Annotated in this window: 20 protein-coding genes; 8 read left to right on the top strand and 12 right to left on the bottom strand. The window is 67.6% G+C overall.

From position 1 onward, the window contains the following. Positions 1 to 86 precede the first annotated feature (86 nt). The 5 genes from bfr to lptF all read right to left on the bottom strand — a co-directional run bounded on the left by bfr (position 87) and on the right by lptF (position 3752). Complete coding sequence (gene bfr / locus MKP05_RS17045) at positions 87 to 569, bottom strand: bacterioferritin (RefSeq protein WP_110282698.1); 483 nt, start codon at positions 567 to 569, stop codon at positions 87 to 89. 219 nt (positions 570 to 788) lie between these two features. Further along, positions 789 to 995, bottom strand: a complete 207-nt coding sequence (locus MKP05_RS17050; RefSeq protein WP_110282699.1) for a (2Fe-2S)-binding protein — start codon at positions 993 to 995, stop codon at positions 789 to 791. A gap of 116 nt (positions 996 to 1111) precedes the next feature. Beyond that, positions 1112 to 1594 carry an RDD family protein gene (locus MKP05_RS17055; RefSeq protein WP_110282700.1) on the bottom strand — a complete coding sequence of 161 codons (483 nt, stop codon included), beginning with the start codon at positions 1592 to 1594 and terminating at the stop codon, positions 1112 to 1114. Positions 1595 to 1608: 14 nt separating this feature from the next. Then, positions 1609 to 2673 carry an LPS export ABC transporter permease LptG gene (gene lptG, locus MKP05_RS17060; RefSeq protein ID WP_240569400.1) on the bottom strand — a complete coding sequence of 355 codons (1065 nt, stop codon included), beginning with the start codon at positions 2671 to 2673 and terminating at the stop codon, positions 1609 to 1611. Continuing rightward, entirely contained in the window at positions 2670 to 3752 is a 1083-nt protein-coding gene (gene lptF / locus MKP05_RS17065) for an LPS export ABC transporter permease LptF (RefSeq protein WP_240569401.1), read from the bottom strand. Before lptF ends, lptG begins: the two co-directional genes overlap by 4 nt. Positions 3753 to 3858: 106 nt before the next feature. Between lptF and MKP05_RS17070 the strand changes: the two genes are divergently transcribed. From MKP05_RS17070 to MKP05_RS17080, 3 genes are all read left to right on the top strand, one after another. Continuing rightward, positions 3859 to 5385, top strand: a complete 1527-nt coding sequence (locus MKP05_RS17070) for a leucyl aminopeptidase (RefSeq protein ID WP_240569402.1) — start codon at positions 3859 to 3861, stop codon at positions 5383 to 5385. A 79-nt stretch (positions 5386 to 5464) separates the two neighbouring features. Then, the gene (locus tag MKP05_RS17075) at positions 5465 to 5917 is read left to right on the top strand and encodes a DNA polymerase III subunit chi (RefSeq protein ID WP_240569403.1); all 453 of its coding nucleotides are present in this window, start codon (positions 5465 to 5467) and stop codon (positions 5915 to 5917) included. Between the two features lie 395 nt (positions 5918 to 6312). Continuing rightward, positions 6313 to 9162 carry a valine--tRNA ligase gene (locus MKP05_RS17080; RefSeq protein ID WP_240569404.1) on the top strand — a complete coding sequence of 950 codons (2850 nt, stop codon included), beginning with the start codon at positions 6313 to 6315 and terminating at the stop codon, positions 9160 to 9162. Between the two features lie 63 nt (positions 9163 to 9225). Here the strand turns inward: MKP05_RS17080 and MKP05_RS17085 are convergent, their stop codons facing one another. Continuing rightward, complete coding sequence (locus MKP05_RS17085) at positions 9226 to 9675, bottom strand: META domain-containing protein (RefSeq protein ID WP_240569405.1); 450 nt, start codon at positions 9673 to 9675, stop codon at positions 9226 to 9228. A gap of 113 nt (positions 9676 to 9788) precedes the next feature. Between MKP05_RS17085 and MKP05_RS17090 the strand changes: the two genes are divergently transcribed. Then, positions 9789 to 10193 carry a DoxX family protein gene (locus MKP05_RS17090; protein ID WP_240569406.1) on the top strand — a complete coding sequence of 135 codons (405 nt, stop codon included), beginning with the start codon at positions 9789 to 9791 and terminating at the stop codon, positions 10191 to 10193. 346 nt (positions 10194 to 10539) lie between these two features. Here the strand turns inward: MKP05_RS17090 and MKP05_RS17095 are convergent, their stop codons facing one another. Then, on the bottom strand, positions 10540 to 10980 hold the full coding sequence (locus MKP05_RS17095) for a VOC family protein (protein ID WP_240569407.1): 441 nt from the start codon (positions 10978 to 10980) through the stop codon (positions 10540 to 10542). A 173-nt stretch (positions 10981 to 11153) separates the two neighbouring features. Here MKP05_RS17095 and MKP05_RS17100 point away from each other — a divergent pair, with 173 nt between their 5' ends. Then, on the top strand, positions 11154 to 11693 hold the full coding sequence (locus tag MKP05_RS17100; RefSeq protein ID WP_240569408.1) for a DNA-3-methyladenine glycosylase I: 540 nt from the start codon (positions 11154 to 11156) through the stop codon (positions 11691 to 11693). Between the two features lie 63 nt (positions 11694 to 11756). Further along, positions 11757 to 12824, top strand: a complete 1068-nt coding sequence (locus MKP05_RS17105) for a metal-dependent hydrolase (RefSeq protein ID WP_240569409.1) — start codon at positions 11757 to 11759, stop codon at positions 12822 to 12824. Between the two features lie 90 nt (positions 12825 to 12914). Here the strand turns inward: MKP05_RS17105 and MKP05_RS17110 are convergent, their stop codons facing one another. The 3 genes from MKP05_RS17110 to metE form a co-directional block, all read right to left on the bottom strand. After that, positions 12915 to 13523: an FMN-dependent NADH-azoreductase gene (locus MKP05_RS17110; RefSeq protein WP_240569410.1), complete on the bottom strand. Its 609-nt coding sequence runs from the start codon at positions 13521 to 13523 to the stop codon at positions 12915 to 12917. A 115-nt stretch (positions 13524 to 13638) separates the two neighbouring features. Continuing rightward, the gene (locus MKP05_RS17115) at positions 13639 to 14397 is read right to left on the bottom strand and encodes a COG3650 family protein (protein ID WP_240569411.1); all 759 of its coding nucleotides are present in this window, start codon (positions 14395 to 14397) and stop codon (positions 13639 to 13641) included. Positions 14398 to 14498: 101 nt separating this feature from the next. Continuing rightward, complete coding sequence (gene metE, locus MKP05_RS17120) at positions 14499 to 16796, bottom strand: 5-methyltetrahydropteroyltriglutamate--homocysteine S-methyltransferase (RefSeq protein WP_240569412.1); 2298 nt, start codon at positions 16794 to 16796, stop codon at positions 14499 to 14501. Positions 16797 to 16899: 103 nt separating this feature from the next. On the opposite strand from metE, the gene MKP05_RS17125 reads away from it, so the two are divergent. Then, a complete protein-coding gene (locus tag MKP05_RS17125; RefSeq protein ID WP_110282714.1) occupies positions 16900 to 17814 on the top strand; it encodes a LysR family transcriptional regulator in 915 nt (304 codons plus the stop codon). On the opposite strand, the gene MKP05_RS17130 is transcribed toward MKP05_RS17125, so the two are convergent. Together MKP05_RS17130 and MKP05_RS17135 are read right to left on the bottom strand one after the other, a co-directional pair. Then, a complete protein-coding gene (locus MKP05_RS17130; RefSeq protein WP_240569413.1) occupies positions 17801 to 19417 on the bottom strand; it encodes an ATP-binding protein in 1617 nt (538 codons plus the stop codon). The two genes, MKP05_RS17125 and MKP05_RS17130, sit on opposite strands and share 14 nt — an antisense overlap. A 3-nt stretch (positions 19418 to 19420) precedes the next feature. Further along, positions 19421 to 20134 carry a winged helix-turn-helix domain-containing protein gene (locus MKP05_RS17135; protein WP_240569414.1) on the bottom strand — a complete coding sequence of 238 codons (714 nt, stop codon included), beginning with the start codon at positions 20132 to 20134 and terminating at the stop codon, positions 19421 to 19423. Between the two features lie 355 nt (positions 20135 to 20489). Between MKP05_RS17135 and MKP05_RS17140 the strand changes: the two genes are divergently transcribed. Then, positions 20490 to 23390 (top strand): ribonucleoside-diphosphate reductase subunit alpha, encoded by a 2901-nt coding sequence (locus MKP05_RS17140; RefSeq protein WP_240569415.1) that lies wholly within the window; start codon positions 20490 to 20492, stop codon positions 23388 to 23390. Positions 23391 to 23394 lie beyond the last annotated feature (4 nt).

Raw genomic sequence — 23394 nt, forward strand, 5'->3', positions numbered from 1 at the left:
GTGTCACCCTCGCCTCGCCGTTGGTCGTCCTCGACGACCAGGTTGGAGGGGCGGGCGGCATCCACGTCCTTGCCGGGAAGCGACGATCACTCGCCGCCAGCTTCCTGCATCTGCGTCTGCAGGTAGTTCTCGAGGCCGACCTTGTCGATCAGGCCGAGTTCGGTCTCGATGTAATCGATATGCTCCTCTTCATCCGCGAGGATCTCGCGGAACAGGTCCCGGCTGACGTAGTCCTGGACCTTCTCGCAGTGCTTGATCGCCTCGATATAGTCCTTGCGACCCTCGTGCTCGAGCTTCAGGTCGCACTCCAGCATCTCGCGGGTGTTCTCGCCGATCTGCAGCTTGCCCAGGTCCTGGAGATTGGGGACGCCCTCGAGGAAGAGGATGCGCTCGATCAGCTTGTCGGCGTGCTTCATCTCCTCGATGGATTCGTCGTACTCCCACTTGGCCAGCGCCCTGAGGCCCCAGTCCTTGTACATCTTGGCATGCAGGAAGTACTGATTGATGGCCACCAGTTCATTACCGAGCGTCTTGTTCAGATGCTCGATGACCTTCTTGTCGCCTTTCATCGGTGTCTCTCCCTCATCGTCGCAGTCGGGTGTCAGGGGCGGTGGCAACGCCAGGCACGGCCCTATCGTCCGGGCACGCCAACCTTGCGTGGCCATCTGCAGTATTGGCCACGCTACCAAGAAAGTCCAACGACGACAAAGAGTTGGGAGAGTGTCAACAAGAATGATAGCGATTGAGTTTTCGCGGGGCGGGGCGAGACCGGGGAAGCCGGCAGGCAGTCAGACCGCGTAGGCCAGGTCGGCCGAAGAGCTCGCCAGTTCGCCCACCACGGCTTCGCGGGTGATGGTCTTGCCCATGCAGGCGCACTTGCCACACTGGGTGCCACAGCCGGTCTCGCGCTGCACATCGCGCCAGCTGCGCGCCCCCTCCTCGACAGCCTGGCGGATCCTGTGGTCACTCACGCCCTTGCAAAGACACACGTACATCGACATCACCTCGCCTCGGATTACAGGAGTGAATGTAAATGATTCGCATAGCCTATCGCAAGCATAGGAAGAAGAAATTTCTTCTCATTCGACCTAAGGATGAGAACGAGGTTGCCTCAACGACCTCGCTGCGGCTTGGGCAGCACCACCACCCGGGTGCCGGAGGCGATATCGCTCCAACTGCGCCGCTCGGCATCGAAGAGGATCCAGAGATAGCCCAGTCCGAAAGCGGCCAGCGACAGCCCCCCCACCAGGAAGCGCACCAGGCTCTGGCCCAGGGTAATGGAGCGGCCGTCGAGGGTCTGCACCCGCAGCCGCCAGGCCTGCATGCCGAGCGTCATGCCACCGCGCACCCAGAAGAAGGCGAAGAAGGCGAAGGCACTGGCCAGCAGCAGCAGGCGCAGGCTGATCACCTGGACCAGGCCGGCCCCGACCTGCTCGGCCGGCAGACCCAGCACCTGCCTCACGACGACCAGGTGCAGGGTCGTGACCAGCAGCCAGATCGCCGCCACCAGGAAGCTGTCGTAGAGCATCGCGCCCAGCCGCCGCCCCAGGCCGGCCGGCCAGGTGTCGTCGAGATTACCGAAGCGTCGTTGCATGAGATGGAACGCCCTCAACCGGTTCGTCGCAGCAGATAGAACCCTACCCCGGCACAGAGCAGGGTCGGCGCCAGCACCGCCCAGGCCGGGGAGAAGCCGAATACCGTGGAAGCCGGCGCCAGCAGGTCCTGCAGATACTTGAAGGCCAGGCCGGTGATCACGCCGTAGAAGACCCGCGTGCCGGCGGCCACGCTGCGCAGCGGGCCGAACACGAAGGAGGCCGCCACCAGCACCAGCGAGCCCATGGTCAGCGGCATCAGCATCTTCTGCCAGAAGTAGAGCAGCGGCTGAGTCGCCACCTGCCCCTGGGCCTGGAGATAGCGGGCATAGGCCCACAGTTCGCTGGGTGCCTGGCTGTCGATGTCCCGTAGCAGGCGGCCGAGCTGCTCGGGGGTCAGGCTGGTCTCCCAGTCCAGGGTGTCATGATGTTCCACCTCGGTGCGCTCATCGCCGAAGCGGGTCACCTCGACCCGCTCGAGCACCCAGCCGCCATCCCGCCAGGCCGCCCGCTTGGCGGTGGTGGCCTCGTTCAGCACCCGGCCCTCGTAGCGGTAACGGGTCAGGTCGAGCACGGTATCGTCGGCCCGGATGGCGCCGAAGCGATAGAAGCTGTCGCCCTCGCGCTGCCAACCGCCGCGCTCGGTGAGCACCGCGCCCTCCCCCTGCATCTGCTCCAGGCGCCAGGCGCTGGCGAACTGTTCGGTGCGCGGGCTGACGTACTCGGCGATGAACAGCACCACCACCACCACCAGGATGATCGGTTTCATCACCCCCCAGAGGATACGGGTCAGGGAACGGCCGGCGGCGCGCATCACCGTGAGCTCGTTGCTCGAGGCCATGCTGCCCAGGCCGATCAGGGCGCCGATCAGCACCCCCACCGGCGCATACTGGTAGAAGCGCCAGGGCAGGCGCATCAGCAGGTAGAGCAGCACCTGGAAGGCGCCGTAGTCCCCCTCCACGTCGTCCAGGTCGTTGATGTAGGTGATCACCAGGTCGAGGCCGAGCAGCACCACCTGCACCACGACGATGGCGGCCAGGACGTTGCGGGCCAGGTAACGGTCGAAGCGATCGGCGATCATCCACTCATCCCCTTGCGCTGGGCATGGGCCGTCATCACCAGGCCGAGAGCCAGGAAGGCACCGTGGATCGGCCACATGCCCACTGCCGCCGGCAGGGCCCCACGCCCGATGGCGTCCAATGCCGCCAGCAGCAGGCTCAGGTAGGCGACGTGCAGGAAGATTGCCGGCAACAGCTTGGCGAAGCGGCCCTGGCGGGGGTTGACCCGGGACAGCGGCATGGCCAGCAGGGTGAGGATGAAGACCATTGGCGGCAGGCCGAGCCGCCACTGCAGCTGGGCCCTGGCGCGCAGCGAATCGTCGGCGAGCAGGGCCGCCGTACTGGCGTACTCCGGCACATCGAGTTCGCGCATGTCATCGGCCTGGGAGAGCCGCACCGCATAGGTATCGAACTCCAACCGTTCGGCCTGATGGCGCCCCGGTTCGACGCTGTAGCGCTCGCCGTCGGCCAGCACCAGAAAGCGACTGCCGGTATCCGGGTCGACGGTCTGGTAACCGCTCGCGGCGCGGGTGACCGTGCTTTCGGGGGTGCCGTCGCGGCGTCGCTGGCGCTCACTGATAAAGACGTTCTCCATGCGCGCCTGGCCGTCGTCGAACCCCTCGGTGTAGGCGGTACGGCCACCGCCGAAGTCCTGGAAGCGGCCGGGGGCCAATGCCGTGAAGTCCAGCTGACTGCGCTGCTCCTCGAGCATCACCGCATTGTGCAGGGCGCCCGCCGGTGTCAGCCAGAGGCTGCACAGCCCGACCAGGACCGCCACCAGGGTGGCCGGCACCAGGCTCACCTGCAGCAGCCGGTTGGGGCTGGTGCCGCAGGCCACCAGCACGGTGATCTCGCTGTTGAGATAGAGCTGGCCATAGGCCAGCAGGATGCCGAGGAAGAAGGCCAGCGGCAGGATCAGTTCGAGAAAGCCCGGCAGATGGAACAGCATCAGGGTGCCGAGGATGCTCACCGGAATCTCCCCCTCGGCGGCATTGGTGAAGTAGCGGATGAAACGGCTGCCCATGATGACGAGCAGCAGCACCCCGGCCACCGCGGCCATGGTGAGCAGGATCTCGCGGGTCAGGTAACGAAAGATGATCATGCAGCCGCCTTCCATGCATTCGGGCCATGCCTTGGGTACACTGGCGTGACACGGCCGAGTGCCGGCATTATCCAGAATCCCCCAACGCTTGTCTTGTGGAGACACCATGGAATTCCCAGTTCAGACGGGCAATCCCGTCAAGACCGAGACGGCCTGTATCGTGGTACCGGTGTTCAAGGATGGCGACCTCCTGCCCGCCGCCGCCAAGCTCGACGATGCCAGCGAGCGGCTGATCGGCCAGCTGATCGAGCGCGGCGATTTCGACCCCAAGCTGGGCAATGTGCAACTGATTCCCTTCGCCCCCGGGGTCAGCGCCGAACGCCTGCTGCTGGTGGGACTGGGCAACCGGGACAAGTGCCGGGAGGGAGCCTTCCGCAAGGCCCTGGACGCCGCCTTCACTGCCCTGGCCGGGTTGCCGGTCGATGACGCCGCCGTGGCCTTCACCGACGTGTCGCTGCCCGACCGCGCCTGCGACTGGAAGGCCCACATGGTGGCCGAGGCCGCCCAGCGCGCCGTCTACCGCTTCACCGAGTTCAAGTCGGAGCCGGCACCGGCCCCCAGGCTCGAGCGTGTCACCCTGCTGGTCAGCGAGAACGGCGATGCCGACTCGGCCCGCGAGGGCGCCCGCATCGGCAAGGCGGTGGGCGAAGGCGTCGCCTACACCCGCACCCTGGGCAACCTGCCGGGCAACGTCTGCACCCCGCGCTACCTGGCCGAGCAGGCCGAGGCGCTGGGCAGGGCCTCCGACGGCGCGCTCTCCGTGGAGATCCTCGACGAGGAGGCGCTCGAGCGCCTGGGGGCCCTCAGCCTGCTCTCCGTGGGGCGCGGCAGCGATCAACCCTCGCGGCTGATCGTGATGCGCTACCAGGGCGCCGAGAGCCCCGACGAGGCCCCCCATGTGCTGGTGGGCAAGGGCATCACCTTCGACACCGGCGGCATCTCGCTCAAGCCCGGCGAGGCCATGGACGAGATGAAGTTCGACATGTGCGGTGCGGCCAGCGTGTTCGGTACCATCAAGGCGATACTGGCCATCAAGCCGAAGCTCAACCTGGTGGGCATCGTCGCCGCCGCCGAGAACATGCCCGACGGCCGTGCCACCAAGCCCGGCGACATCATCAAGACCCTCAAGGGCCTCTCGGTGGAGGTGCTCAACACCGACGCCGAGGGCCGCCTGGTATTGTGCGACGCCCTGACCTATGCCGAGCGCTTCGAACCGGCCAGCGTGGTCGACATCGCCACCCTCACGGGGGCCGCGATCATCGCCCTGGGCCACCACGCCACCGGCCTGCTCTCCAACGACGACGACCTGGCGCTGGACCTGCTCGACGCCGGCGAGACCGCCTGGGACCGTGCCTGGCACCTGCCGCTGTGGGACGAGTACCAGGAGCAGCTCGACTCCAACTTCGCCGACCTGGCCAACATCGGTGGCCGCCCGGCGGGCACCATCACCGCCGCCTGCTTCCTTTCGCGCTTCGCCGACAAGTTCCCCTGGGCACACCTCGACATCGCCGGCACCGCCTGGACCTCCGGCAAGCAGAAAGGCGCCAGCGGCCGCCCGGTGGGCCTGCTGACCCAGTACCTGCTGGACCGCGAGGAGGAGACGAAGAGCGTGGAGAACGGCCGCGAGCTCTAAGAACGCCTGTACCATGCCCTCTCCGACGAGAGGGCGCCGGGGGCAGCCCTTATCTGCCTGGTTCTGAAAGGATCTCTCTTTGACCCGCGTCGACTTCTATATCCTGCCCGACACGACGCTGGAGGCGCGCCTCGGCTTCGCCTGCCGGCTGGCCGAGACCATCGCCGGCAAGGGCTACCGGCTGCACCTGCACGCCGAGGACGAGGCCATGGCCCGGGACCTCGACGACCGGCTGTGGACCTTCCGTCCCGACGCCTACCTGCCCCACGCCCTTGTGGACAGTAACCTGCTCGGCAGCGAGATGGCGTCGGGCGTGCCGGTAACCATCGGCTGGGAGGGCCCGCCGGCGCCGGAGCTTGCCGTGCAGGCGATGCTCAACCTGCACCCGGGCATCCCCGAGTGGTTCTCGCGCTTCGATCGGGTCGCCGAGATCATCAATCAGCACCAGGAGGTGCTGACCGCCAAGCGCGAATGCTGGCAGACCTACAAGCAACGCGGCTATCCGGTCAAAGCCCATCAGCTGCGCGGTTAGGGAGCATCTGCACCGGGGCTGATCCGGGAGCAGGCCTACGAGGAGGCGCTGTAAACCCGTCCCTGGGCGCTACATCCGTCCTGCTGCGCTCTCGCATCCTGCTTCGCTTGCAGGGCCGGTGCTGGCCATCCATGGCCAGCCCGTTCGGAGCAGTGCTCCTCACCCCTGACGAATGACCTCCTCTTCGACCTGCCCCCGGCGCCCCTCACCCTTCCGCTTCGTTCGAGGGGTCTGACCCCAAAGGGACCGCCAACGCTGGAGGCCCACTCTCTGCGCGGTCAGTCGAGCTGACGATCAAGGCCTCATCGCGCTATAATCGGGCCCATTTTTCGATGAATTCCTGCTGCCCGGCCCGCCCCCGGCCGGCGCTGCCCATTTCTGGACCCGGAACGCCCATGGACAAGACCTACCAACCCGAGCAGATCGAATCCCGCTGGTACGAGCGCTGGGAGGCCGACGACCGCTTCGCCCCGAGCGGCGTGGGCGAGCCCTACTCGATCATGATCCCGCCGCCCAACGTGACCGGCAGCCTGCACATGGGCCATGCCTTCCAGGACACCATCATGGACACCCTGATCCGCTGGCGGCGCATGCAGGGCAGGAACACCCTGTGGCAGGTGGGCACCGACCACGCCGGCATCGCGACGCAAATGCTGGTGGAGCGCAAGGTCGCCGCCGAGGAGGGCAAGAGCCGCCATGACCTGGGGCGCGAGGCCTTCATCGACAAGGTGTGGGAGTGGAAGCAGGAGTCCGGCGGCCACATCACCCGCCAGCTACGCCGCATGGGCGCCAGCGTCGACTGGAGCCGCGAACGCTTCACCATGGACGACGGCTTCTACAAGGCGGTGCAGGAAGTCTTCGTGCGCCTCTATGAAGAGGAGCTGATCTACCGCGGCAAGCGGCTGGTCAACTGGGACCCGACCCTGCACACCGCGATCTCCGACCTGGAGGTAGAGAACCGCGACCAGCAGGGCCAGTTCTGGCACTTCCGCTACCCGCTGGCCGACGGCGTGACCAGCGACGCCGGCCTCGACCATCTCGTCGTCGCCACCACCCGCCCCGAGACGATACTGGGTGATACCGGGGTGGCGGTGAACCCCGAGGATCCGCGCTACGCCTCGCTGGTCGGCAAGTTCATCGAGCTGCCGCTGGTGGGCCGGCGCATTCCCATCGTGGCGGATGAACACGCCGATATGGACAAGGGTTCCGGCTGCGTGAAGGTCACCCCGGCCCACGACTTCAACGACTACGAGGTCGGCCGCCGCCAGGGCCTGCCGCTGATCAACGTCTTCACCCAGGACGCCAGCATCCTGGCCCGGGCGGAAGCCTTCGATATCCAGGGCCGGCCGCTGCCCGAGATCGACCCCAGCCTGCCCGAGGCCTATGCCGGCCTCGACCGCTTCGAGGCTCGGCAGCGCATCGTCGCCGACATGGAGGCGGCGGGACTGCTCGAGCGGGTCGAGACGGTCAGCAACACCCTGCCCTATGGCGACCGCAGCGGCGACGTCATCGAGCCGCTGCTCACCGACCAGTGGTTCGTCGCCGTCGAGGAGCTGGCGGGGCCGGCCATCGCGGCGGTGGAGAATGGCGACATCCAGTTCGTGCCGAAGAACTACGAGAACATGTACTTCTCCTGGATGCGCGACCTCCAGGACTGGTGCATCTCGCGCCAGCTGTGGTGGGGCCACCGCATCCCCGCCTGGTACGACGCCGACGGCAACGTCTACGTGACGCGCACCGAGGCCGAGGCCCGCGACAAGTACGGCCTCACCGCCGAGGTCGAACTGACCCAGGACGAGGACGTGCTCGACACCTGGTTCAGCTCGGGCCTGTGGACCTTCGGCACCCTGGGCTGGCCGGAGCAGACCGACGAGCTCAAGACCTTCCACCCCTCCAGCGTGCTGGTCACCGGCTTCGACATCATCTTCTTCTGGGTCGCGCGGATGATCATGCTGACCCTGAAATTCACCGGCGAGGTGCCCTTCAAGCAGGTCTACGTCCACGGCCTGGTGCGCGACGGCCAGGGCCAGAAGATGTCCAAGTCCAAGGGCAATGTGCTCGACCCCATCGACCTGATCGACGGCATCGACCTGGAGAACCTGGTCGAGAAGCGCACCGGCAGCCTGATGCAGCCGCAGAAGGCCAAGGCGATCGCCAAGGCCACCCGCGACGAGTTCCCCGAAGGCATCGAGCCCCACGGCACCGATGCGCTGCGCTTCACCTTCCTGTCCCAGGCCACCACCGGGCGCGACATCAAGTTCGACATGGGGCGACTGGACGGCTACCGCAACTTCTGCAACAAGCTGTGGAACGCCTCGCGCTATGTGCTGATGAACGCCGAGGGGCAGGACACCGGCACCGGCGACGAGCCCGTGGAGCTGTCGCTGGCCGACCGCTGGATCGTCTCGCGCCTGCAGCAGACCGAGGCCCAGGTGACCCGGGCCATGGAGGAGTTCCGCTTCGACCACGCCTCCCAGGCGCTCTACGAGTTCGTCTGGAACGAGTACTGCGACTGGTACCTGGAACTCTCCAAGCCGGTGCTCTGGGACGACAAAGCCAGCCGGGAAGCCAAGCGCGGCACCCGCCGCACCCTGGTGCGGGTGCTCGAGGCGATCCTGCGCCTGGCCCACCCGATGATGCCCTATATCTCCGAGGAGATCTGGCAGCGCGTCGCCCCGCTGGCCGGCAAGGCGAGTGGTGACGGCAGCGAGTCGATCATGAGCGAGCCCTGGCCCCAGGCCGAGCCGGAGATGATCGACGAGACCGCGACCCACGATATCGAGTGGCTCAAGGGCGTGATCGTCGCGGTGCGCAACATCCGCGCCGAGATGAACATCGCCCCGGGCAAGCCGCTGGAGGTGCTGCTGACCAAGGGCGGCCCGACGGATCGCGAGCGCCTCGAGGCCAACCGGCCGTTCCTCGCCAAGCTGGCCAAGCTCGAGCGCGCCACCTGGCTCGACGACCCGGCCCAGGCACCGCTCTCGGCCACCCAACTGGTCGGCGAGCTGGAAGTGCTGGTGCCCATGGCCGACCTGATCGACAAGGAGGCGGAGCTGGCCCGGCTTGCCAGGGAGATCGACAAGCAGGACAAGCTGATCGGCGGCATCGAGAAGAAGCTTTCCAACGAAAGCTTCGTCGCCAAGGCACCGGAGGCGGTGGTCGAGAAGGAGCGCGGCAAGCTCGCCGACTTCCAGGCCACCCGCAACCTGCTGGTCGAACAGCGCGACAAGATCGCTACGCTCTGATCTTGCCCCCCGGGTATCGACAACGGCCCGCCCCAGGCGGGCCGTTGTCATGCCGAGGCCTGCTCAGTCGGCGCGGCGCCAGCCGCCCAATACCCGCTGGTCCGGGCCGAAGAACACCAGCCGGTCGTGGTCGATCAGGTAGCGGTAGGCGTTCTCCATCATCCCGGTGATGCGCCGGGCGTCCTCCCCCTGGGGACAGGCCCGGCGGGTGGTGGCGAGCTCGGTGAACTCGATGCGATTGCCCTCGCCCAGCCGCACCCGGCCATTCAGCTGGTTGCAGCCGTCGCTGCCGCTCACCCGGCCGTCCGGCGCGACCACGATGTGAGGAGTTTCGGGCATCGAGAGGCGCTCGTCGGTCCCCACCAGCAGCAGGTTCCAGCGCGGTCCCACCACCGGCCCCTCCAGCGCGGCCGTCCGTGCCCCGGGTTCGGGAACGGGACGGCTGCTGCAGGCGGCCAGCGTGAGCGCCCCCAGCAGCAGGGCGAGCGACTTGGCGAAGCGATTGGTCGTCATGATATCTTCCTTGAGGCTCACAGCGGTTCATGCCGATGCTCGGCGCCGAGGGCCAAGCTTGCATCAGCCGGCGCCCGCAGACAATTCCCCCGCCGCACGACAAGGACCTCGTCATGTTCCATGCCCTTCACAACGACGCCCTCGGCAAGCTGATCCTGCGTCTGACGGTAGCCGGCCTGCTGCTGCCCCACGGCCTGACCAAGCTGCTCAACCCCGGCAGCCTCACCTGGATCGGCGATACCCTCTCCGCCCAGGGCCTGCCCAGCTTCCTCGCCTATGGCGTGCTGATCGGAGAACTCGTCGCCCCCCTGATGGCCATCATCGGCATCCAGACGCGCCTGGCTGGCCTACTGATGGCCGCCAACATGGTGGTGGCGATCTTCCTGGCCCATATGCACCAGCTCACCGAGTTCACCAGCAACGGCGGCTGGGCCCTGGAGCTGCAGGGGCTCTTCCTGTTCGGTGCCGTGGCCCTCGTCTTCCTCGGCAGCGGACGCATGGCCTGGCGCCCGGATTGATCCGTCATCCAGCGAGAAAGCGCAGTTTACAATCGGGTAAATGAGCATTTTAAGCCTGACGAATCTCCACGTTTTTCTCGATGTTGACAGCATGTTCACCGAAAAAGGCGCCGAGTCTGCCCCTATGGGGTCAGACCCCAGCCAAGTCACGAAGCCCGTCATGGTGCGCCTTGCGAGCGGATTCGACACCGCCGGGGGCTGACCCCATAGGGACCGGCAGCGCTGGCAGCTTGCCACCCACCCATGCCCAATGCATTGATAATGCTGAAATATTTCTGGGAGTGCCTCGGATTTTAAGCCGGTTTCAATGCCGTATGAGCGAGCGCAGCCAGCTTTCGCCTGGATGTCACCAGGTGCCGGTATTCTCCATCGATACCCAGGGCTCCTTCGGGGGCAGGGCCTCGCCCTTCTGCAGCAGCTCGACGGAGATCCCGTCGGGGCTCCTGACGAAGGCCATGTGACCGTCCCGGGGCGGGCGATTGATGGTCACGCCCCCCGCCTGCAGCTTCTCGCAGAGGGCGTAGATGTCGTCGACCCGGTAGGCCAGGTGACCGAAGTTGCGCCCGCCGGTGTATTCTTCGGGATCCCAGTTCCAGGTCAGCTCCAGCTCCGGTGCCTTGAGTTCGGCGGAGCGCGCCTCGTCCTCCGGCGCGGCGAGGAAGACCAGGGTGAAGCGCCCCTTCTCGTTCTCCTTGCGGCGCACCTCCTTGAGGCCCAGCAGGTCGCAATAGAAGCGCAGGGAGGCGTCCAGGTCGCTGACGCGAACCATGGTGTGCAGGTACTGCATGGCGATGTCCTTCTCCTGGGTCGTGGATCGGTGAGTGCAGGCGTTGAAGATCTCGGGAGGGCGGTCGACACAGCCGGGGGGCTGTGTGTCATGACGCCTGCTCCCGGAGTGTAATAAGGTAGACGTGTATTGTCGGCAATCCGACCTTTCCCTGCCAAGATCGAGAGCCATCGATGAGCCACTACTGTGACCTGGCACCGGGTCATCCGTTTCACGGCCCCTACCACGATCGCGAATACGGCTTCCCGGTCGCCGACGACACCGCGCTCTTCGAGCGCCTGGTCCTGGAGATCAACCAGGCGGGCCTGTCCTGGCTCACCGTGCTGAAGAAGCGCGACGCCTTCCGGCGAGCCTTCGAGGGCTTCGCGATCGAGCGGATCGCCGCCTATGGCGAGGCCGAGCACGAGCGCCTGCTGACCGACGCCGGTATCATCCGCAACCGTCTCAAGGTTGAGGCGACGATCCACAACGCCGCGGTGATCCTGGGTCTGCAGGCCGAGCACGGCAGCTTCCGCGCCTGGCTCGACCACCACCACCCGCTCTCCCATGACGACTGGGTACGGCTGTTCCGGCGCACCTTCCGCTTCACCGGGCCGGAGATCGTCAAGGAATTCCTGATGAGCACCGGCTACCTGTCTGGCGCCCACCGCGACGACTGCCCGGTGCACGCGCGCATCCTCGCGGCCGGCCCCGCCTGGGTACAGCGGTTCTGAGCGGGAACCGCTCGCGATCCGGAGCATCACAGAAAGGTTGGAACACGCCAGGGGGCACGAATCATGGATCCCGTTACCCAAGTGGCGCTGGGCGCCTCGATCGGCGGTGTGGTGCTGGGGCGCCGGTTGGGCCGCAAGGCGGTGCTGATCGGGGCGGTGCTGGGCACCCTGCCCGACCTGGACGTGGTCATCGACTACGGCGATGCCGTGGCCGACATCACCGAGCACCGCGGCTTTTCCCACTCGCTCTTCGTGCTCTCGGGCCTGGCCACCCTGCTCGCCCTGCTCGCCGCCCGCTTCGCCCCGCCCCGGGACATCGCCTTCCGCCGCTGGTGGGCCTTCTTCGGGCTCTGCCTGGTGACCCATCCGCTGCTCGATGCCCTGACCACCTACGGCACCCAGCTGTGGTGGCCGCTGGACGTGCGCCCGTCGGCCTGGCCGATCGTGTTCATCATCGACCCGCTCTATACCCTGCCACTGCTGGTGGGTATCGGCGTGGCCCTGGTCGGCGGCAACGGCCGGCGCGGCCCCGCCTGGGGCCTGGCGCTCTCCACGGCCTACCTGGTGTTCGCGGTGGGCGCCAAGACCCTGGTGGAGCAGCGCCTCGAGCCGGTGCTGGTCGGTCACGGCCTCGCGGAGGCCCCACGGCTGGTACAGCCGACGCCCTTCAATACCCTGCTGTGGCGGGTGACGGTGGTCGACGGCGACCGGCAGTACGAGACCCTGCTCGGGCTCTTCGACGGCGACCGCGCGCCGGAACTGGAGACCTACTCCCGCGGCGCCGAGCTGGAACCGGTGGCCCTGGCGAGCCGGCGTGGCGCCAGGCTCGACTGGTTCGCCGGCCCCTTCCTGCGCTACGAGGTGCGCGAGCTCGATGGCCGGGAGACCCTGGTGGCCACCGACCTGCGCCTCGGCTTTCCGGGCTTCCACCCCTTCAGCTTCACCCTGGCGATCCGCGACGGCGACGACTGGCAACCGCTGGACGTCCCCCAGCAGGTGCCTGCCCCCGCCCGAAGCAACCGCGATGCCCTCGCGCGGCTCGGCGCCCGCATCCTCAACCCGGAGGCGTCACTCTGCACCAGCGCCTTCGTGGCCAGCCAGTGGGTGGTCAGCCGCCCCGGCTGGTGCTGAGCCTGCCCTCCCGGCCGAGTGCAGACGCCAAGGCGGGCTGGCCATTCGGCCACCCCGCTCGCGTACGACACCCGCCGTTGATCGTGGCGGTTACAGGTGCTCCACCAGGCCGTCGATGGCCTGCTTCGCCTCCTTCAGGGCGGCCTCGCGGTGGCCCTCGCCCATGGCGAGGCCCTCGGCGTAGACCACGTCCACCTCGGTGATGCCGATCAGGCCCAGCATGCCCTTCAGGTGCGGGGTCTGGCTGTCCAGCGGCGTGCCGGCGTACTGGCCGCCGCGGGCCGCCAGGATCACCGCCCGCTTGCCCTCGACCAGCCCTCGGGGGCCCTGCTCGGTGTAGCGGAAGGTCTCGCCGGCACGCAGCACCCGGTCGAACCAGGCCTTGAGCTGGGACGGAATGCCCAGGTTGTAGAGCGGCACCGCCAGCACCAGCACGTCGTGGTCACGCAGCTCGGCGATCAGGGCATCGGAGCGGGCCGCCAGGTCACGCTGCTCGACCGTGCGCTCGGCCACCGGCACCTGCCAGCTGCCGAGTTCGGCGAGGCCGAGATGGGGCAGCTCGTCGGCGACCAGGTCGCGGCTGGTCACCTCGAGACCGTCGCGTCCGGCGGCGCGCTCCTTGAAGTGTTCGGCCAGGGCGATGGACTGGCCCTGGTGGCCCAGGATGGAGGACGTGATGACGAGGGCGCGGGTAGTCATGGCAATCTCCTTGAGTCATTAACAGGGTAATGATTGCCATTCTAGGTGGAATTTTTACAACGAAAAGCGCAAAAAACCGCGGCTCACATTCGACAAAGTCGAAAGCCTGAGGCCATTAGGGAGCGATGCCCTGGCCACAGCCCCGATAGGTTTCGCCGTCGATGGTCAGGGTCACGCGAGCCGGGAAGGGCTCGCCGCTCATGTCGTCGAAGCAGGCCTGCCCCTCGATGCGCAGCTCGAAGGGGGTGTCGGCCCGGCCGCTGGCCAGGATCATGCGCCCCTCGCCGTTGTCCAGGGTGGTGACCCGATAGGGCAGGGTCAGCTGGCGACTGCCGTAGTCGAGCAGCAGGTCGATCTCGGCCACGTCGCTGGGCAGGCTAGCCACCCAGCCCGGCTCGTTGCCGCGGGCATGGAACATGACGCCGGGACGATCGTGGCGGGTCAGGGACGTGCGCGCCAGGTCGCGGGAGCAGTCGAGGCGGCCGCTGGGGCTCTCCACCACGGCCGCCTCGCCCTTGTTCCAGAAGCTGAGGTCGTCCTGCTGGTAGCGGGCACCGCTGGCCACCACCGCCGGCGACAACCGCCAGGCGCCGTGGGCCGACCAGAGCCGTAGCTCGTCGTCGGGATGCGCCGTGACCAGGTCCTGGGCCGGGGTACAGCGCCAGGCGACGAACGCCTCGGCGCCGCCGGCGAAGAAGGCCGAGGGCATCAGCGGTGCGGTGGGTTGCACGACCTTGCCGCCATCACCCGCGGAGCGGTCGGCGACCTCGGGGCGCCCCTCGCCACCCGGGGAGGCGGCGCAACCGGCCAGCACCAGGGCAGCGCCAAGCAGCAGCGGGACGGGCCGGGCGAGAACGGCGGAAGGACGAGACATGGCGGCTCCTTGCGTGGTGTCGTATTCCCTGATGACGCCAGGATACCAGCCACCGCGGCCTCGCGCTCCGCCAACCGCCCCCACCCGCTCAACGCCCGGCCTCAGCCATGACGCCGCCGCAGTACCCGCGCGGCCTCGACCATGTTGGCCAGCGCCGGCGCCACCTCGGCCCAGCTGCGGGTCTTGAGGCCGCAGTCCGGGTTGACCCAGAGCCGCTCCGGCGGAATGCGCTCGGCCGCCTTCTCCATCAGCTGCACCATCCAGTCCACCTCGGGGATGTTCGGCGAATGGATGTCATAGACCCCCGGGCCGATCTCGTTGGGGTAGGCGAAGCCCTGGAAGGCATCGAGCAGCTCCATGTCGGAGCGCGAAGTCTCGATGGTGATGACGTCGGCATCGAGCGCGGCGATGGCGGCGATGATGTCGTTGAACTCCGAATAGCACATGTGGGTGTGGATCTGGGTCTCGTCCCGCGCCACCGCCGCCGAGAGCCTGAAGCACTCCACCGCCCAGTCGAGATACGCCTGCCACTCGCCGCTGCGCAGCGGCAGCCCCTCGCGCAGGGCCGGCTCGTCGATCTGGATCGCCCGGATGCCGGCGGCCTCGAGGTCGCGCACCTCGTCGCGCAGGGCCAGGGCGATCTGGCGGCAGGTGGTCTCGCGGGGTTGGTCGTCACGCACGAAGGACCACTGCAGCATGGTCACCGGCCCCGTCAGCATGCCCTTCATGGGCTTGTCGGTGAGTGATTGGGCGTACTCGCTCCAGCGCACCGTCATTGGCCCGGGGCGGCTGACGTCGCCGAAGATCACCGGCGGCTTGACGCAGCGCGAGCCGTAGCTCTGTACCCAGCCGTAGCGGGTGAAGGCGTAGCCCTCGAGCTGCTCGCCGAAGTACTCGACCATGTCGTTGCGCTCGGCCTCGCCGTGTACCAGCATGTCGAGCCCCAGGGCCTCCTGCCGCGCCACGGCATGGGCGATCTCCTCGCGCATCCGTGCCTCGTAGGCCCCGGGCTCCAGCTCCCCGGCCTTGACGGCCCGCCGGGCCGCACGGATCGCCGCCGTCTGGGGGAAGGAGCCGATGGTGGTGGTGGGAAAGAGCGGCAGCCCCAGACCCCGACGCTGGGCGGCGGCCCGTGCCGGGTAGGGACTGGCCCGCTCGGCATCGGCGGCACTCACCCTGGCCAGGCGCTCGGCCACCGCCGGCCGGTGGATGCGCACGGAATCCCGGCGCGCCTGCAGCGCCAGGGTGGCGGCCTCGACGCGTTCGCGGTCCTGCGCCGTGGCGCGGCCATCGAGCAGGCGCGCCAGCGTCACCACCTCGTCGAGTTTCTGGCGGGCGAAGGCCAGCCAGCTCCTGAGCTCGGGGTCGAGCGCGGTCTCGGCGGCGAGGTCCACCGGCACGTGCAGCAGCGAGCACGACGGGGCCAGCCACAGCCGCTTGCCCAGGCGCATGCGGGCCGAAGCGAGGCGCTCGTGCAGCAGCGCCAGGTCGGCACGCCAGATGTTGCGGCCGTCGATGGCGCCCACCGACAGCACCTTGTAGGCGGGCAGGCGGTCGAGCACCGCCTCGAGCTGCTCGGGGGCGCGCACCGCGTCGATGTGCAGCCCCTCCACCGGCAGGCTCACCGCCAGGTTGAGATTGTCGCCCAGGCCGCCGAAGCAGGTAGCCAGCAGCAGCTTGACCGGCGCCCCTCCCAGCCTGTTGTAGGCGGTCTCGAAGGCCTGCTGCCAGGCCAGCGGCAGGTCCTGCACCAGGGCCGGCTCGTCGAGCTGCACCCACTCCACGCCCTGCTCGGCCAGCCGCGCGAGGATCTCGCCGTAGACCGGCAGCACCGCTTCCAGCAGGCTCAGGCGATCGAGCCCCTCGTCCCGGGTCTTGCCCAGCCACAGCCAGGTCAGCGGCCCCAGCAGGGTGACCTTGACCGGGTGGCCGGCGGCGCGGGCCTCCGCCACCTGGTCGAACAACCGAGGGCTTGCCAGGCGGAAGGTCTGGCCGGCGTGCAGCTCCGGCACCAGGTAGTGGTAGTTGGTATCGAAGTACTTGGTCATCTCGCAGGCCGCCGCCGGGGTGCCGGTCGGCGCACGTCCCCGGGCCATGCGGAAGGCGGTGTCCAGCGCCACCTCGCCCCGGGCCACCTCGTCATCGGCCGCAAAGCGCCCCGGCACGGCGCCGAGCAGCACCGAGACGTCGAGCACCTGGTCGTAGAAGGCGAAGTCGCCCACCGTCACCAGGTCGAGTCCCGCCTCGCGCTGGGCCGCCCAGTGGCGCTGGCGCAGTTCCCGGCCGGTGGCCTCCAGGGTCTCGAGGTCGATCTCGCCCTTCCAGTAGGCCTCGGTGGCCTTCTTCAGCTCGCGGTTCGCGCCGATGCGCGGATAGCCAGCAATATGAGCCAAGGTCATGATGCGATCCTCTGTGCATGAATGATGTGACAGAGTCTCGCTGGCTCCGGGTGGTGAATCAAACTAAACTTCTTAATCTTTAAAATGAAAATGGCTCACCCGAATGCTCGAACTTCGCCATCTGCGCACCCTCGTCGCCCTGCGCGATGCCGGCTCCCTGGTCGAGGCCGCCGAGCGCGTGCACCTGACCCAGTCGGCCCTGTCGCACCAGATCAAGGACCTCGAGGAGCGCCTGGGCACTCCGCTGTTCGTGCGCAAGTCCCGCCCGGTGGAGTTCACCCGGGCCGGGCAGCGCCTGCTCGCCCTGGCCGAGCAGGTGCTGCCCCAGGTGCGCATGGCCGAACGCGACCTGGCCCGCCTGGCCGGCAATGAGCAGGGGCGACTGCACATGGCCATCGAATGCCACAGCTGCTTCCAGTGGCTGATGCCCACCATCGACCACTTCCGCGACCACTGGCCGGAGGTGGAGATCGACATCCCCGGCGGCCACCATTTCGACCCGCTGCCGGCGCTGGCCCGGGAGCAGCTGGACCTGGTGATCACCGCCGATCCCCAGCCGCTGCCGGGGGTCTTCTACGAGCCCCTGTTCCGTTACGAGGGCCTGCTGGCGGTGGCCCGCCAGCATCGCCTGGCGGGCAGGCCCTTCGTGCTTCCCGACGACCTGGCCGAGGAGACCCTGATCACCTATCCGGTAGAGCATGCGCGGCTGGACGTCTTCACCCAGTTCCTCGACCCCGCCGGCGTGCGTCCGAAGGAGGTGCGCACCGCCGAGCTGACGATCATGATGATGCAGCTGGTGGCCAGCGGCAGGGGAGTCTGCGCCCTGCCCAACTGGGCGCTGACCGAGTACCTGGAGCGCAGCTACGTGAGCGCCGTGGCACTCGGCGAGAAGGGAGTGTGGAGCACGCTGTTCGCGGCAATTCGCGAAGAGAGCCGCGAGGCGCCCTGGATGGAGGACTTCCTGCGCACCGCCCGGGAGACGTCCTTTGCGGTGCTCGAGGGCATCAAGCCGGCGTGACGGGCCGACGCGGGAGCAGCAGGGTGAAGCGGGCGCCGCCCAGCTGAGGGCTGTCGTCGACCGCGACGCTGCCGCCATGCCAGGTCATCACCTTCTGCACGATGGAGAGCCCCAGCCCGTAGCCCCCGGAGCTGCGGGTGCGGCTATCATCGAGCCGGGCGAAGGGCTTGAAGACCTCCAGGCGCTCCGAAACGGGCACCCCGGGGCCGTCGTCCTCCACGTCCATACGCACCAGGTGCGGCTCGGAATGCAGGCGGATCAGCACATGCGAGCGGGCGTGCCGGCAGGCGTTGGCGACCAGGTTCTGCAGCGCCCGCTGGAGATACCGGGGCTCGGCGCTGATCTCCACCTCGTCCCCCCCGGCCAGCTCGAGGCGCAGGTGGCCATGCAGCGGGCTGAGGGTCTCGATCACCCGCTCCGCCATGGCCCGGCAGTCGACCAGCGAGGTATCCATCTCCATGCTGTTGACCGACTCGTTGCCCAGGCGCGCATAGGTGAGGATCTCGTCGATCAGGCCGTCGAGCTCCTCGATGTCGCCGTCGATGCCCTCGAGCTGGCGGCGGATCGCCGGGTCATCGGTCATGTCCTCGACCATTTGCACGGCGAAGCGGATGCGCGCCACCGGGGTACGCAGCTCGTGGGAGACGGCGCGGATCATGTCCTGCTGGGCGCGCAGCAGCGACTGCACCTGGGTGGCCATGCCGTTGAAGGCCATGCCCAGCCGCCCCAGGAAGTCGCCGCTCTCGACCTTCACCCGGGTGTCCAGACGGCCGCCGGCGATGCGTGTGGCGGCCAGCTCGAGCCGTGCCATGCGCGCCTCCACGCCACGCACGATCAGGTAGATGATCACCGCCAGCACACCGAGCAGGATCATCAGCAGCAGCAGCTGCAGGGACGCCGGCATCGGCTCGAAGGCCTGCACCGGCCCGATGGCCAGCCAACGGGCCTCGTCGTCGGGATCCGGCAGCTCCAGATACATCGTCATCGACCAGCGCCCCGGCAGCAGGCGGATCACCACCTCGCCCTCGGCCAGCCGCGACAGCTGGCGGGCATCCAGCCCTTCCGGCGCCCGGTCGGTCAGGGTCACCGGAATGCCCCCGCCGGAGACCAGTTCCAGGCGCCGCTGACGCTCCTCGCCCTCCACCTCGGTCAGCCACTCGCCGAACAGCTCGGTGAGTCCGCGTAGCTGCTGCTCGCTCATGCCCGCCAGGTCGACCTCCAGCAGCCAGTCGCCGCCGGGCAGCAGCCGCTGCAGGCGCCAGCCATGCTCGCCCCGGGAGGAGACCAGCACCCGGCCACTCTCGAGCCGGGTGCGATCGAAGTAGTTCAGCATGAGGGAGTCGACGGGATAGAGGGTCGGGGTCATGTCGAGCCGCTCGGCACGGCGATCCAGCCACGCCTCGCGCTCGTCTTGTGGCAGCGCCGAGAGTTTCTCCACCAGCAGGCGCGTGGGCGCGTCGGCGAGCTGCTCGCGATGATGCTCGCGACGCACCTGATCGACCATGGCCAGGCCCAGCAGGGCCAGGCCGAAGGTCAACAGCAGCGCCAGTGCCAGCAGCACATAGACACGCAGGAAGGTGCTGTCGGCCAGCGACCGTCGCATGGATCAGCTGTCCCTGACGAAGAGGTAACCCTTGCTGCGCACCGTCTTGATGCGGTGCGGCTGGTTGGGATCATCGCCGATCTTGGGACGGATACGCGAGACGCGTACGTCGATGGAGCGGTCCTGACCGTCGTACTTGATGCCGCGCAACTGGGAGAAGATCTCCTCGCGGGTCAGCACCCGCCCCGCATTGCTGGCCAGCAACCACAGCAGATCGAACTCGGCGCTGGTCAGGTCGATGCGCTCATCCTCCAGCCAGGCCTCCCGGGTGGCGCTGTCGATCTCGAGGTTGCCGAAGGCCAGCCGCGTCTCGCCACCCGGTTCGCTGGGATCGGTACGCCGCAGCAGGGCACGCATGCGCGCCAGCAGGACCCGTGGCTGCACCGGCTTGGGCACATAGTCGTCGGCTCCCATCTCCAGGCCCAGCACCTGGTCCATGTCGTCGGTGCGCGCGGTGAGCATCAGGATCGGGCCGGGGTAGTCGGCACGCACGCGGCGGCAGATCGACAGGCCGTCCTCGCCGGGCAGCATCAGATCCAGAATCACCAGATCCGGCTGCAGTGCCAGTATCTGCTCGACGCCTCGTGCACCGTCGGCCTCCAGCGTGACCCGGAAACCGTTGGCCTCCAGATAGTCACGGGTCAGTCCGGCCAACCGCTCATCGTCCTCGATGATCAGCACATGATCCTGTTCCTGGGGTTCCAAGCTGTCATCCATCCTGTGTATCCGTCCTGATGGGCTGGTGATCGGGTACGGCAGGCCACCCGCAGACGAGTCGACTACCGCCACTGGCTAAAGGATACCCGAAAACCACGATTTCGCCCTCCCGAAACCCGGTGAGGCAGGAGGGAAAGGCCCAACCATGCGGCCTGACAGGCCGTCGCGGAACTCTCCCCGAATGGTCACAGGCCATCCACAACTTATCCACTTGATGGGGCCATGAAAGCACACTATCTTGTGCTTCGTCACGGCACGCACACCACATACTGTGCCATAGCAACCGTTTCGCCCGCTGTCAACAGCGGCCTCGTTCGCGTGTTTTTTCGACCATCAGACAGGGACCATCGGCGCCATGGATACCACCGCTACCCCGGACAAGACATCCGTCTCCGTCACCGCACCCCGTACCCTGCGCGTCATCAAGCGCACCGGCGACGTGGTGCCCTTCGATGCCGGCAAGATCGCCGTGGCCATGAGCAAGGCGTTCATCGCCGTGGAAGGCGACAACGCCGCCACCTCCTCGCGGGTACGTGACTTCGTCCAGCACTCCTCTGACGCCATCGCCCAGGCCTTCCAGCGCCGCATGCCCGACGGCGGCACCCTGCACATCGAGGACATCCAGGACCAGGTCGAGCTGGCCCTGATGCGCGCCGGCGAGCAGAAGGTCGCCCGCGCCTATGTGCTCTACCGCGAGGAGCATGCCCGCGCCCGCGCCGCCGCCGGCGGCGACATCGAGAAGCCGCACCCGACGCTCAACGTGACCCTGGCCGACGGCAGCACCCGTCCGCTCGACCTGGGCCGGGTCGAGACCCTGGTGTTCGACGCCTGCGAGGCACTCGCCAACGTCGATCCCAACCGCATCGTCGAGGAGTCGCTGAAGAACCTCTACGACGGCGTCACCATCGACGGCGTCTCCCAGGCGCTGATGATGACCGCCCGCACCCTGGTCGAGAAGGAGCCCAACTACACCTACGTGACCGCCCGCCTGCTGCAGGACAACCTGCGCCGCGAGGCCCTGTCGTTCCTGGGCGTGGCCGACGAGGCCACCTTCGGCGAGATGGCCGAGTTCTACAAGCCGGCCTTCTACGCCTACGTGGCCAAGGGCATCGAATTCGAGCAGCTCGACCCGCGGCTCGCCGAGTTCGACCTCGAGCGCCTGGGCGATGCCCTCGACCATACCCGCGACAACGCCTTCACCTACCTGGGCCTGCAGACCCTCTACGACCGCTACTTCATCCACCGGGACGACGTGCGCTACGAACTGCCCCAGGTGATGTTCATGCGCGTGGCCATGGGCCTGGCCCTGAACGAGGACGACCGCGAGGCGCGGGCCATCGAATTCTACGAACTGCTCTCCAGCTTCGACTACATGGCCTCCACGCCCACCCTGTTCAACTCGGGCACCGTCAGGAGCCAGCTCTCCTCATGTTATCTCACCACCGTACCCGACGACCTGGACAGCATCTACAGCGCGATCCGCGACAACGCCCTGCTCTCCAAGTGGGCCGGCGGCCTGGGCAACGACTGGACCCCGGTGCGCGCGCTGGGCTCCTACATCAAGGGCACCAACGGCAAGTCCCAGGGCGTGGTGCCCTTCCTCAAGGTGGTCAACGACACCGCCGTGGCGGTCAACCAGGGCGGCAAGCGCAAGGGCGCGGTATGCGCCTACCTGGAGACCTGGCACCTGGACATCGAGGAGTTCCTCGAGCTGCGCAAGAACACCGGTGACGACCGCCGACGCACCCACGACATGAACACCGCCAACTGGGTGCCCGACCTGTTCATGAAGCGGGTCTTCGACGACAAGGAGTGGACGCTGTTCTCGCCGGCCACCTGCCCGGACCTCCACGACCTCTATGGCGCCGCCTTCGAACAGCGCTACGCCGAGTACGAGGAGATGACCCGTACCGGCCAGCTGAAGCTCTACAAGCGGGTCAAGGCCAAGGACCTGTGGCGCAAGATGCTGTCGATGCTGTTCGAGACCGGCCACCCCTGGATCACCTTCAAGGACCCCTGCAACCTGCGCAGCCCGCAGCAGCACGCCGGGGTGGTGCACTCCTCCAACCTGTGCACCGAGATCACCCTCAACACCAGCGTCGACGAGATCGCGGTGTGCAACCTCGGCTCGGTCAACCTGGCCCAGCACGTGGTGGACGGCCAGCTCGACGACGCCAAGCTGCGCAAGACCGTGCGCACCGCGGTGCGCATGCTCGACAACGTCATCGACATCAACTACTACGCGGTGCCCCAGGCGAGGAACTCCAACTTCAAGCACCGCCCGGTGGGTCTGGGCATCATGGGCTTCCAGGACGCCCTCTACGCCCAGGACATCGCCTACGCCTCCGAGGCGGCCGTGACCTTCGCCGACCGCTCCATGGAGCTGGTCAGCTACCACGCCATCGAGGCCTCCAGTGACCTGGCCGCCGAGCGTGGCCGCTACGAGAGTTTCGAGGGTTCGCTGTGGAGCCAGGGCGTGCTGCCCATCGACTCCATCGAGAAGCTCAAGGCCGAGCGTGGCGAGAAGTACATCGAGGTCGACACCTCCGCCACCCAGGACTGGGCCCGCATTCGCGACAAGATCGCCGAGCAGGGCATGCGCAACTCCAACGTGATGGCCATCGCCCCCACCGCCACCATCTCCAATATCTGTGGGGTGACCCAGTCCATCGAGCCGACCTATCAGAACCTCTACGTGAAATCGAACCTCTCCGGCGAGTTCACCGTGGTCAACGCCCAGATGGTCAACGACCTCAAGGCGCGCGACCTGTGGGACGAGGTGATGATCAACGACCTCAAGTACTACGACGGCTCGGCGCAGCCCATCGACCGCGTTCCGGACGATCTCAAGGCCAAGTACGCTACCGCCTTCGAGGTGGAGCCCAAGTGGCTGGTGGAGGCCGCCGCCCGTCGCCAGAAGTGGATTGACCAGGCCCAGTCGCTGAACCTCTACATCCAGGGCGTCTCGGGCAAGAAGCTCGACGTCACCTACCGCATGGCCTGGTTCCGCGGTCTCAAGACCACCTACTACCTGCGCGCCCTGGGGGCCACCTCGGTGGAGAAGTCCACCGTCGACCGCGGCACCCTCAATGCGGTGAGCAATGGCGGAGCCCCGGCGGCGGAGCCGAGCCCGACCCCCGCCGCGCCGGCCAACCCCGAGCCGCGGGGTATCGAGGACTTCCTGCAGGGCAAGGGTGGCCAGCGCCCGCCCTCGGCCGGCGATATCGACGAACTGGGCTGCGAAGCCTGCCAATAAAGCT

The sequence above is a fragment of the Halomonas flagellata genome, assembly GCF_022487945.1.
GTDB lineage: Bacteria > Pseudomonadota > Gammaproteobacteria > Pseudomonadales > Halomonadaceae > Halomonas > Halomonas flagellata.